This window comes from Curtobacterium flaccumfaciens, assembly GCF_018598405.1.
In the GTDB taxonomy this organism is placed as follows: domain Bacteria; phylum Actinomycetota; class Actinomycetes; order Actinomycetales; family Microbacteriaceae; genus Curtobacterium; species Curtobacterium aurantiacum.
The window spans coordinates 22939-34293 of the sequence record NZ_JAHEWS010000033.1 but is presented as its reverse complement, the minus strand read 5'-3'; the positions used below and the strand labels follow the sequence as shown (position 1 = coordinate 34293).

8 protein-coding genes are annotated in these 11355 nt (G+C 71.8%); 7 read left to right on the top strand and 1 reads right to left on the bottom strand.

What is annotated here, in order from left to right:
• Positions 1-620 precede the first annotated feature (620 nt).
• Positions 621-1196, bottom strand: a complete 576-nt coding sequence (locus KK097_RS16320; protein WP_214545455.1) for a hypothetical protein — start codon at positions 1194-1196, stop codon at positions 621-623.
• Positions 1197-1255: 59 nt separating this feature from the next.
• On the opposite strand from KK097_RS16320, the gene argS reads away from it, so the two are divergent.
• From argS to rho, 7 genes are all read left to right on the top strand, one after another.
• Positions 1256-2926: an arginine--tRNA ligase gene (argS, locus tag KK097_RS16315; protein ID WP_214528536.1), complete on the top strand. Its 1671-nt coding sequence runs from the start codon at positions 1256-1258 to the stop codon at positions 2924-2926.
• A 175-nt stretch (positions 2927-3101) separates the two neighbouring features.
• A complete protein-coding gene (locus tag KK097_RS16310) occupies positions 3102-3857 on the top strand; it encodes an LmeA family phospholipid-binding protein (protein ID WP_214545454.1) in 756 nt (251 codons plus the stop codon).
• A gap of 58 nt (positions 3858-3915) precedes the next feature.
• Positions 3916-5337 carry a diaminopimelate decarboxylase gene (gene lysA, locus KK097_RS16305; RefSeq protein WP_214545453.1) on the top strand — a complete coding sequence of 474 codons (1422 nt, stop codon included), beginning with the start codon at positions 3916-3918 and terminating at the stop codon, positions 5335-5337.
• A 65-nt stretch (positions 5338-5402) separates the two neighbouring features.
• Entirely contained in the window at positions 5403-6710 is a 1308-nt protein-coding gene (locus KK097_RS16300; RefSeq protein ID WP_214545452.1) for a homoserine dehydrogenase, read from the top strand.
• Between the two features lie 83 nt (positions 6711-6793).
• Positions 6794-7873: a threonine synthase gene (gene thrC / locus KK097_RS16295; RefSeq protein ID WP_111124231.1), complete on the top strand. Its 1080-nt coding sequence runs from the start codon at positions 6794-6796 to the stop codon at positions 7871-7873.
• 32 nt (positions 7874-7905) lie between these two features.
• Positions 7906-8889 (top strand): homoserine kinase, encoded by a 984-nt coding sequence (thrB, locus tag KK097_RS16290; protein ID WP_214528532.1) that lies wholly within the window; start codon positions 7906-7908, stop codon positions 8887-8889.
• 181 nt (positions 8890-9070) lie between these two features.
• Positions 9071-11353: a transcription termination factor Rho gene (rho, locus tag KK097_RS16285; RefSeq protein WP_214545451.1), complete on the top strand. Its 2283-nt coding sequence runs from the start codon at positions 9071-9073 to the stop codon at positions 11351-11353.
• The last annotated feature ends 2 nt before the right edge of the window (positions 11354-11355 follow it).

Here is an 11355-nt window from a genome sequence, read left to right as displayed (position 1 = left end):
GCGAGCGACGCGAGCTGGTGCGAGGTTCCGTGTTGCGTGCGGCGCAGCAGGCGCGCACCGCGCGCGCAACCTCGCACCGGACGGCGGACCCGGCACCGTGCTTGGCCGCCGCCGGCCTGGAGGCGCGGTGCGGGCCCGCCACGGGCTTCCTGTCCGCACGGTGCGAGCGTCGCGGGCCCGTGCACGGTTGCGTGCTCCGTGCGGCGCAGCAGGCGCGCACCGCGCGCGCAATCTCGCACCAGGCGGCCGACCCGGCACGGTGCGAGCGACGCGAGCTGGTGCGAGGTTCCGTGTTGCGTGCGGCGCAGCAGGCGCGCACCGCGCGCGCAACCTCGCACTGGACGGCGGACCCGGCACCGTGCGTGGCCGCCGTCGGCCTGGAGGCGCGGTGCGGGCTCGCCACGGGCCTCCCGTCCGCACGGTGCGAGCGACGCGAGCCCGTGCACGGTTGCGTGCTCCGTGCGGCGCTGCAGGCGCGCACCAGGCGGCCGACCCGGCACGGTGCGAGCGACGCGGGCCCGTGCACGGTTACGTGCTCCGTGCGGCGCTGCAGTCGCGCACCGCGCGCGCAACCTCGCACCGGATGACGGAGCCCGCACCGTGCGCGGAGGCAGCGCGGGTCAGCCCGCGGGCGTGGGCGTCGCCGACGCCGACGGCTGGAGCGCTGCGCGCACCGCGTCGATGACGGGCTGCGCCCCGCCCGGCTCGGTGAAGAGCGTCGACTGTGCGGTGATCCAGTACGGGTCGGCGAACGCGTCCGCGCGGCCGACGTCGCCGCTCAGGGTGAAGTACCCCTCCACCCGATAGGTGGGGACGGAGCCGCCCCGCTCGTACAGGGCGTCCTTCAGGTTGGTGAGCGACTTCTCAGGCAGGTCGGCGACGGCGAGCGTGATCGCCGTGGCGTCCGCGTCGGTGCTCACGAACCGGCAGACGCGACCCCGCTGCTTCGCGATGGCCGAGGCGGGGGAATCCTTCGCCGGGGTGAAGGCGTCGTCGAGCTCGAAGGTCTGCCCGTACACCGACAGGGCGCTCGACGGCAGGAGCTCCGCGCAGGTCTGCGTCACCGGCTTGCCCGCCGGGGTCGCACTGGCCGACGGGGTGCTGTCCCCGCCGCCCGAGCACCCGGCGAGCACGATGGCTGCTGCGGTGGTGAGGGTGGCGACGGTGAGCGCCCGGGCGCGGCTGCGGGGGGTCATCCCGACATGATGCTGCATCGATCGGTGCGGACCTGGGCGTCCCGGTAGGATCGATCCTCGTGACTCCTGCCGAACTCTCCGCCGCGTACCTGTCGATCCTGACCGGGATCGTCGAGCGCCGAGGCGCGTCCGAGACCGTGACGATCGAGGAGTCCCACGTGGTGCTCGAGCGTCCGAAGAACCGCGCCCACGGTGACTGGGCCTCGAACGCCGCCATGCAGCTCGCGAAGCGGCTCGGCACGAACCCGCGCGAGCTCGCGACGGAGATCGCCGGTGAGCTGACCGAGCTCGACGGTGTGGACTCGGTCGACGTCGCCGGCCCGGGCTTCATCAACATCACGCTCGAGGCCGCTGCCGCCGGTGAGATCGCGCGCACCATCGTCGACGGCGGTGCGTCCTTCGGCACCGGAGACCTCTACGACGGCGTCCGGATCAACCTCGAGTTCGTCTCCGCCAACCCCACCGGCCCGATCCACATGGGTGGCGTGCGGTGGGCCGCGGTCGGCGACAGCCTGGCCCGCGTGTTCCAGGCGCAGGGCGGGCTCGTCACCCGCGAGTACTACTTCAACGACCACGGTGCGCAGATCGACCGCTTCGCCCGCTCCCTCGTGGCCAGCGCCCTCGGCGAGCCCACGCCGGAGGACGGCTACGGCGGTGCCTACATCGCCGAGATCGCGGCACGGGTCATCGCGACCCTCGAGCCGGGAATCGACGTCCGCGACCTGCCGCGTGACGAGGCGCAGGAGCTCTTCCGTCGCGAGGGCGTCGACTTCATGTTCGCCGACATCAAGTCGTCGCTGCACGACTTCGGCGTCGACTTCGACGTGTACTTCCACGAGAACGCCCTGCACGAGTCGAAGGCCGTCGAGCGTGCCATCGCCCGGCTGCGGTCGGCGGGCGTGATGTACGAGGCCGAGGGGGCCGAGTGGCTCCGCACGACCGACTTCGGCGACGACCGCGACCGCGTCGTCATCAAGTCCGACGGCGAGCCCGCGTACATCGCCGGCGACCTGGCGTACTACCTCGACAAGCGCGAGCGCGGGTTCGAGCGGAACCTGATCATGCTCGGCGCCGACCACCACGGCTACGTCGGCCGGATGATGGCGATGTGCGCCGCGTTCGGGGACGAGCCGGGCAAGAACCTCGAGATCCTGATCGGGCAGATGGTGAACCTGCTCAAGGACGGCGAGCCGATGCGCATGTCGAAGCGCAACGGCACCATCGTCACGATGGAGGACCTCGTCGACGCCGTCGGTGTCGACGCCGGCCGGTACGCCCTCGTCCGGTTCGCCAGCGACACCCAGATCGACATCGACCTCGACCTGCTCACGAAGCGCACGAACGACAACCCGGTCTTCTACGTGCAGTACGCTCACGCGCGCACGCAGTCGGTGGCCCGGAACGCCGCGGCCGCCGGGGTCGACCGGTCGGTGTTCGACGCCTCGCTCCTGACCCACGAGTCCGAGAGCGCACTGCTCGGGGCCCTCGCCGAGTACCCGCGGGTGGTCCGTCACGCCGCCGAGCTGCGCGAGCCGCACCGCATCGCGCGGTACATCGAGCAGCTCGCCGGGCTCTACCACCGCTGGTACGACTCCTGCCGCGTCACGCCCCTCGGCGACGAGCCCGTGACCGACCTGCACCGCACGCGCCTGTGGTTGAACGACGCCACCGGCCAGGTCGTCCGCAACGGCCTCGGCCTGCTCGGCGTGTCGGCTCCGTCCCGCATGTAGCGGTCGCCCCTTCCGCAAAACACCGGTGTTCGCGCACCGAACACCCGCGTTCCGGGGTGTCGAGCGCGAACACCGGTGTTTTGCGTACGGGCCGCGTACGGGCCGCGTACGGGCCGCGTACGGGCCGCGTACGGGCCGCAGCGGGCCCGCAGACCGGGCTGGCAAGGTGGGATGCATGCCCGCAGCCACCGAACGCCCCACCACGCGCCGCCGCTGGCCCGTCGTCCTGCTCGTGGTCGTCGTCGTGCTCGCCGCCCTCGTCGTCATCGCCGAGTTCGTGCTGCGCGGTGTCGTCGACCGGATCATCGCCCAGCAGGTCGAGCAGTCCCTGCCCGACGGCACGACCGGCCAGGTCGACGCCCACGCCGAGGGCATCGTCATCCCGCAGCTCATCAGCGGCACCCTCGACCGCGTCGAGATCTCCTCGGCCGAGCTGACCGTCGACGGCATCCCGCTCGCCGCCGACGTCACCGCGCGTGACGTCCCGGTGGACGGCAAGGGCGACGTCCGCGACGTCGACGGCACGGTCACCCTCGCGTCGTCGAGCGTCAAGGACCTGGCGAAGTACAGTCCGCTCTTCGACCGGCTCAGCCTGGCCGACGGCGGCGTCGAACTGACGGGGTCGTCGTCCGTGCTCGGGTACGACATCACCTACGCCGCCAAGGGCGCCGTCGTCGCGCAGGACGACGGCCGCGGCATCACGATCACCCCGGAGAGCGTCCGGATCACGAACTCGGACCTCGGCCTCAAGGTCGACTCGATCCCGGGTGTCACCGGTGTCCCGGTGCAGGTCTGCACCGCGCAGTTCCTGCCCGAGGCGCTCCGGGTGCGCTCGCTCGACGTGTCGAAGTCGGACGCGACGGTCCGGATCACCGCGGACGCGTTGCCGCTCAACGAAGACGGCCTGCGGACCGTGGGCAGCTGCGGCTGAGTGGATGGTTGCGTAACGCGGCCGGGAGGAACGGCTCGCGTCGGTAGGATCGGGTCCCGTGAGCGAGAACCCCCTTGCACCGCCGCGGCTGCGGTTCCCGACGGACGCCTCCGAACTGGTGGACCGCATCTGGCCCGCGTCCGCGACACGGACCGACGACGGCACCCTGGCGATCGGTGGCGTCAGTGCGACCGACCTCGTCGAGCAGTTCGGCACGCCGCTGTACGTCGTCGACGAGCGGGACGTGCAGTCCCGTGCCGTCCGCGTGCGGAACGCGTTCGCCGAGGCCTTCGAGCGGATCGGCAGCCACGCGCACGTCTACTACGCCGGCAAGGCCTTCCTGACGACGCAGGTCGTCGCGTGGATGGCCGAGGCGGACCTCCGCGTCGACGTCTGCACCGCCGGTGAACTCGCGGTCGCCCTGGCCGGTGGCATCGACCCCGGTCGGCTCGGCTTCCACGGCAACGACAAGTCCGACTCCGAGATCACCCGCGCGGTCGAGGTCGGCATCGGCACCATCGTGCTCGACAGCCACGAAGAGGTGCAGCGGGTCGCCCGTGCCGCGGCCGCCGCCGGGGTCGTGCAGCGCGTGCGCATCCGGATCAACTCCGGCGTGCACGCGTCCACCCACGAGTACCTGGCGACGGCGCGCGAGGACCAGAAGTTCGGCATCCCGCTGTCCGAGGCCGTCGAGGCCGCAGCCGCCGTCCGCGCCGAGCCGTCGCTCGCCTTCGTCGGGCTGCACTCGCACATCGGTTCGCAGATCTTCGACGACGCCGGGTTCCGCGAGGCCGCCCGTCGCCTGATGGACGTGCACGCGACGCTCGTGGCCTCCGGTCCGGTGCCCGAGCTGAACCTCGGCGGCGGCTGGGGCATCGACTACACCGAAGCCGACTCGGCGTTCGCCCCCGAGGACGTCGCCGAGGCACTGGCCACGATCATCGGTGAGGCCTGCGCCGAGCGCGGCATCCCGGTGCCGGACATCGCCGTCGAACCCGGGCGCTACATCATCGGCCCGCCCGGGGTGACGCTCTACCGCGTCGGCACGATCAAGCCCGTCACGCTCGAGACCGACGACGGCGGCAGCGCGACCCGCACGTACGTCTCGGTGGACGGCGGGATGAGCGACAACATCCGTCCGGCCCTGTACGGCGCCGACTACACGGCCCGGCTCGCCCGCACCTCCGACGCCCCAGCGGTGCTGAGCCGCGTCGTCGGCAAGCACTGCGAGAGCGGCGACGTCGTGGTGAACGACGAGTACCTGCCCGGCGACGTGCAGCGCGGCGACCTGCTGGCCGTGGCGGCCACCGGTGCCTACTGCTGGGCGCTGTCGAGCAACTACAACCACGTGGGCCGCCCGCCGGTCGTCGCCGTCGCGGACGGCACAGCCCGTATCCTCGTGCGGGGCGAGACGATCGACGATCTCCTCGCCCGCGACACCGGGGTCGCCGCCGTGCCCGCCGACGGTACCGGCCGCTGACCCCCGACCCGACCGGGTCCGCCCACCCCGCAGGGCGCACCCCCACCGACAGGAACCGCTCCCAGATGATCGAATACCGCAACGTCCGTGTAGCGCTGCTCGGGGCCGGCTCGGTCGGCTCCCAGGTCGCGCGACTGCTCCTCGAGCACGGCGACGAGCTGGCCTCGCGCGCCGGTGCCGGGCTCGAGCTCGTCGGGATCGCCGTGCGCGACGTGGACGCGCAGCGCGACGTCGACCTGCCCGCGGAGCTCTTCACCACGGACGCGGCATCGCTCATCCTCGGCGCGGACATCGTCGTCGAGCTCATCGGCGGCATCGAGCCGGCGCGCACCCTCGTGCTCCAGGCCCTGCAGTCGGGCGCGGACGTCGTCACCGGCAACAAGGCGCTGCTCGCGACCCACGGTCCGGAACTCTTCGCCGCGGCCGAGCAGGTCGGCGCGCAGCTCTACTACGAGGCCGCCGTGGCCGGGGCCATCCCGATCATCCGTCCGCTGCACGACTCGCTCGCCGGTGACCGCATCGTCCGGATCATGGGCATCGTCAACGGCACCACGAACTTCATCCTCGACCTGATGGACCGCAAGGGCTCCACGTTCGAGGACGCCCTGGCCACCGCGACGGAGCTCGGGTACGCCGAGGCCGACCCGACCGCCGACGTAGAGGGCTACGACGCCGCGCAGAAGGCCGCGATCCTGGCTTCGCTGGCGTTCCACACCTCGGTGCCGCTCGCCGCCGTGCACCGCGAGGGCATCACCCACGTCACGATCGACCAGGTCCGCGCCGCCCGCAAGGCCGGCTACGTCGTGAAGATCCTGGCGACCGCCGAGCGCCTGACCGACGAGGACGGCCGCGAGGGCGTCAGTGCCCGCGTCTACCCGGCCCTCGTGCCCGAGTCGCACCCCCTCGCGAGCGTGCACGGTGCGAAGAACGCCGTGTTCGTCGAGGCCGAGGCCGCCGGCGACCTGATGTTCTACGGTGCCGGTGCCGGCGGGGTCGAGACGGCCTCCGCGGTCCTCGGCGACCTGGTCTCCGCCGCCCGACGACACGTCATCGGCGGCCCGGGTGTCGCCGAGTCGACGCGGTCCGAGTTGCCGGTGTTCCCGATCGGGACCGTCCGCACGAGCTACCAGATCACCCTGCACGTCACGGACGCCCCCGGTGTGCTGTCGACCGTCGCCGGCGTGCTGGCGAAGCACGGCGTCAGCGTCGAGACGGTCGAGCAGACCACCACCGGAGCAGCCGAGGGGACCGCGACGCTCGTGATCGGCACGCACCTGGCGCGCGAGGCCGACCTCGCGGACACCGTCGTCGCCCTCCGCGGCGAGGACGTCGTCCTGGACGTCACCAGCGTCCTGCGCGTCATCGGCGCCTGACGCGGCCACGGGCCTCCAGACCGACCGACCGGCTCACCGAGCCGACCAACCAGATCCATCCACCGGACAGAGAGAGAAGCCTGATGGCCCACCAGTGGCAGGGAGTCCTGCGCGAGTACGCCGACCGACTCGACGTGACCGAGGCGACGCCCATCGTCACGCTCGGAGAAGGCGGCACGCCGCTCATCCCGGCTCGTCGGCTCTCCGAGCGCACGGGCGCCGAGGTCTACGTGAAGTTCGAGGGCATGAACCCGACGGGTTCGTTCAAGGACCGCGGCATGACGATGGCGATCTCGAAGGCCGTCGAGCACGGCGCGAAGGCCGTCATCTGCGCCTCGACCGGCAACACCAGCGCCTCGGCCGCCGCGTACGCCACGCACGCCGGCATCACCGCCGCGGTGCTCGTGCCCGAGGGCAAGATCGCCATGGGCAAGCTCAGCCAGGCCGTCGCCCACGACGCCCAGCTGCTGCAGGTGCAGGGCAACTTCGACGACTGCCTCGACATCGCCCGCGACCTGGCGGCGAACTATCCGGTGCACCTCGTCAACTCCGTGAACAACGACCGCATCGAGGGGCAGAAGACCGCCGCGTTCGAGGTCGTCGACGTCCTCGGTGACGCACCGGACTTCCACTTCCTGCCCGTCGGCAACGCCGGCAACTACACCGCGTACTCCCGCGGCTACCGCGAGGACGTCGCCGCCGGCCGCAGCACCAAGCTGCCCCGCATGTTCGGGTTCCAGGCCGCCGGTTCGGCCCCGATCGTGCACGGTGAGGTCGTCCGGCACCCCGACACCATCGCGTCGGCGATCCGCATCGGCAACCCGGCCTCGTGGCAGTTCGCGCTCGAGGCGCAGCGGGAGACCGACGGCTACTTCGGTGCCATCACCGACGAGGCCATCCTCGCGGCACACCGCATCCTGTCGGCCGAGGTCGGCGTGTTCGTCGAGCCCGCGTCGGCCATCGGTGTCGCCGGGCTGCTCGAGCGTGCCGACGCCGGTGTCGTGCCGAAGGGTGCGAAGGTCGTCATCACGGTCACGGGCCACGGCCTGAAGGACCCGCAGTGGGCCCTCCGTACGCCCGACGGCGGCGAGGTCACCCCGACGAGCGTGCCGGTCGACACGAAGTCGATCGCCGACGTGCTCGGTCTGGTCAGCGAGCAGTGATCTCCGACCGCTCGTCCGGACCGGGTGAGGGCATGACCGCCCGCAGCGCTGTACCGGCCGGACGGGCGGTCCGTGCGCTGCCGGCTGGATCGGCGGTCCGCGTGCGGGTGCCAGCCACGTCGGCGAACCTCGGCCCCGGTTTCGACTCGCTCGGCCTCGCGCTCTCGCTCTACGACGAGGTCGTGGTGCGCGTGCGGCCCGAACCCGGCGCGACCGTCACGGTCGAGGGCGTCGGTGCAGGCGAGGTCGCCACCGACGACACGAACCTCGTCGTCCGCGCGGTCCGTCGCGGCCTCGAGCACGCGGGTGTCGACCAGCCCGGCCTCGAGCTGCAGGCCACGAACGCGATCCCGCACGGCCGCGGCCTCGGTTCCTCCGCAGCTGCGATCGTCGCCGGACTGATGGCGGCCCGCGGGCTGCTCGAGGGCATCGTCGACCTCGACGCCTCGACGCTCCTCACCCTGGCCACCGAGATGGAGGGCCACCCGGACAACGTCGCGCCCGCGCTCTTCGGCGGCCTGACGATCGCGTGGATGACCGCCGAGGGCCCGGCCTACAAGCGGCTCCTGGTGCACCGCGGTGTCGCGCCGGTGGTGTTCGTCCCGACCTCGACGCTCTCGACGAAGCTCGCGCGCTCCCTGCAGCCCGAGCAGGTCCCGCACGCCGACGCCGCGTTCAACGTCTCCCGCTCGGCACTGCTCGTCGCTGCGCTCATCCAGAGCCCCGAGCTGCTGCTCGCCGCGACCGAGGACCGTCTGCACCAGGCGTACCGTGCCAGCGCGATGCCGGAGACCGACGCCCTGATCCGGCTGCTCCGCCAGCACGGCCTCGCCGCGGTGGTCTCCGGCGCCGGGCCGAGCCTGCTCGTGCTCGGCAGTGACCCGGCGCAGCGCCTGACCGCCGCCGACCTGGTGCAGCGACACGCCGAATCCGACTGGCGGCCGCTCATGCTGGCCGTCGATCTCGGTGGTGCTACAGTGGCAGCGCACTCGGCGCTCGAAGCCGAACCCGCGTAACCGCACGGATTGCCCGTCCCCTGGACAGCTCCTGCGACGTCGCCGGGTCCGGTGCGCGAGTGTGCATCTCTTTCTGATCACCGAATCCCGATCCGTCGTCTGAACGGCGGTCGATGCGCACCCTTGCATCCGGGACGGTGGAAACTCTCCGCGTTCTGCGGTTCGAAAGGAAACACCGACCTTGACCGACAACAACTCCGCCCAGGTGGAGATCCCCAGCGATCTGCGTGCCCTCCGTCTCCCGGAGCTCCAGCGCATCGCCTCCTCGCTCGGCATCACCGGGCTCTCCAAGCTCCGCAAGGGCGACCTGATCGCCTCGATCGAGGACAAGCGTCCCGTCGCCGAGGCCCCTGCGGCCCCCGCGGCCCCGGCCGTCGTCGAGGCCCCCGCCGAGCAGCCGACCCTGCCGGAGCCCGCCGAGACCCCGGCGCAGCCCGCTGCCGAGGCCCCCGTCGCCGACACCGAGTCCGCCGCCCCGAGCCGCGCCCGTCGTTCGCGCCGCGCCTCGTCCGGTGGCACCGTGAGCGCCGCGCCGACCTCGGCCGCCGAGCACACCAACCACGGTCAGACCGGAACCGAGGACCTCCTCGCGGGGCTCGACCAGGTCCGCGCCGAGAAGGACGCGCAGGAAGCCGCGCAGTCCGGTTCGCAGCGTCGTGGACGTGGCCAGCGAGGCGCCGAGCCGCAGCGGGGCGCCGAGCAGGGCCAGCGCAACGGCGACCAGCAGGCGCCTGCCGAGGCCGAGCAGCAGGGCCAGCAGGCCCCGAGCTCCGCCGTCCAGGCCGATGACCAGAACGAGTCCGCCGACCAGAACGACCAGAACGACCAGGGCGACCAGAACGGCGAGCAGGGCGAGGGCGGCTCGCGCCGCGGCCGTCGCAGCCGTGGTCGCGGTCGTGGCCGTGGGCAGAACGCCGAGAACGGCGAGCAGCAGAACGGTGAGAACGGCGGCCAGAACGGCGCCGACCAGCAGAACGGCGGACAGCAGAACCAGCCGAAGCAGAACGCCGGCCAGCAGAACCAGCCGAAGCAGAACGGCGGCGAGCAGCAGAACGGCCAGCAGAACGGCGGCCAGAAGCAGAACGACCAGCCGAAGCAGGCCGAGGCCAAGCAGGACGACAAGGCCGACCAGAAGCAGCAGCAGAACGCCGGTCAGCAGAAGCAGCAGACCAGCGGCCAGCAGAAGCAGCAGCAGCAACAGCACGCTGACGAGGCCGAGAGCGGCCGCAGCCGTCGCCAGCGCGACCGCAAGCGCGGCCGTGGCGGCCAGAACGACGACTTCGAGCCCGAGGTCACCGAGGACGACGTCCTGATCCCGATCGCGGGCATCCTCGACGTCCTCGACAACTACGCGTTCGTCCGCACCACCGGTTACCTGCCGGGTCCGAGCGACGTCTACGTCTCCCTCGGCCAGGTGAAGAAGTACCACCTGCGCAAGGGCGACGCCGTCGTCGGTTCGATCAAGCAGCCGCGTGACGGCGAGCAGCAGAGCCGTCAGAAGTACAACGCGCTCGTCGCCGTCGAGTCGATCAACGGCCAGTCCGCCGACGAGGCAGCGGCCCGCGTCGACTTCAACGACCTCACCCCGCTGTACCCGAACGAGCGCCTGCGCCTCGAGACGGAGCCGGGCAAGCTCTCGACCCGCATCATCGACCTCGTGTCGCCGATCGGCAAGGGCCAGCGCGGTCTCATCGTGTCCCCGCCGAAGGCCGGCAAGACCGTCGTGCTGCAGGCCATCGCGAACGCCGTCGCCAAGAACAACCCCGAGGCGCACCTGATGGTCGTCCTCGTCGACGAGCGGCCCGAAGAGGTCACCGACATGCAGCGCACGGTGAAGGGCGAGGTCATCGCCTCGACCTTCGACCGTCCCGCCGAGGACCACACCACCGTCGCCGAGCTCGCCATCGAGCGTGCGAAGCGCCTGGTGGAGCTGGGCCACGACGTCGTGCTGCTGCTCGACTCGATCACCCGCCTGGGTCGTGCGTACAACCTGTCGACCCCGCCGTCGGGCCGCGTGCTCTCCGGTGGCGTCGACTCGGCGGCGCTCTACCCGCCGAAGCGCTTCTTCGGCGCCGCGCGCAACATCGAGGACGGCGGCTCGCTGACCATCCTCGCGACCGCGCTCGTCGAGACCGGCTCCAAGATGGACGAGGTCATCTTCGAGGAGTTCAAGGGCACCGGCAACATGGAGCTCCGCCTGAACCGTCACCTCGCCGACAAGCGGATCTTCCCCGCCGTCGACGTGAACGCCTCCGGCACCCGTCGCGAGGAGCAGCTGCTCTCCGCCGACGAGGTCAAGATCACCTGGCGTCTGCGCCGGGCCCTCGCCGGGCTCGACCCGCAGCAGGCCCTCGAGATCGTGCTGCGGAACCTCAAGGAGACGCAGTCGAACGTCGAGTTCCTGGTGCAGGTGCAGAAGTCGGTCCCCACGACCGGCGCCCACCACAACGGTCACCAGGAGTAACG

Bases quoted from the DNA above. Each gene is read 5' to 3' on its own strand.
- KK097_RS16300 (WP_214545452.1), top strand. From the start codon at position 5,403: ATGATCGAATACCGCAACGTCCGTGTAGCGCTGCTCGGGGCCGGCTCG.
- thrB (WP_214528532.1), top strand. From the start codon at position 7,906: ATGACCGCCCGCAGCGCTGTACCGGCCGGACGGGCGGTCCGTGCGCTG.
- thrC (WP_111124231.1), top strand. From the start codon at position 6,794: ATGGCCCACCAGTGGCAGGGAGTCCTGCGCGAGTACGCCGACCGACTC.
- KK097_RS16320 (WP_214545455.1), bottom strand. From the start codon at position 1,196: ATGACCCCCCGCAGCCGCGCCCGGGCGCTCACCGTCGCCACCCTCACC.
- KK097_RS16310 (WP_214545454.1), top strand. From the start codon at position 3,102: ATGCCCGCAGCCACCGAACGCCCCACCACGCGCCGCCGCTGGCCCGTC.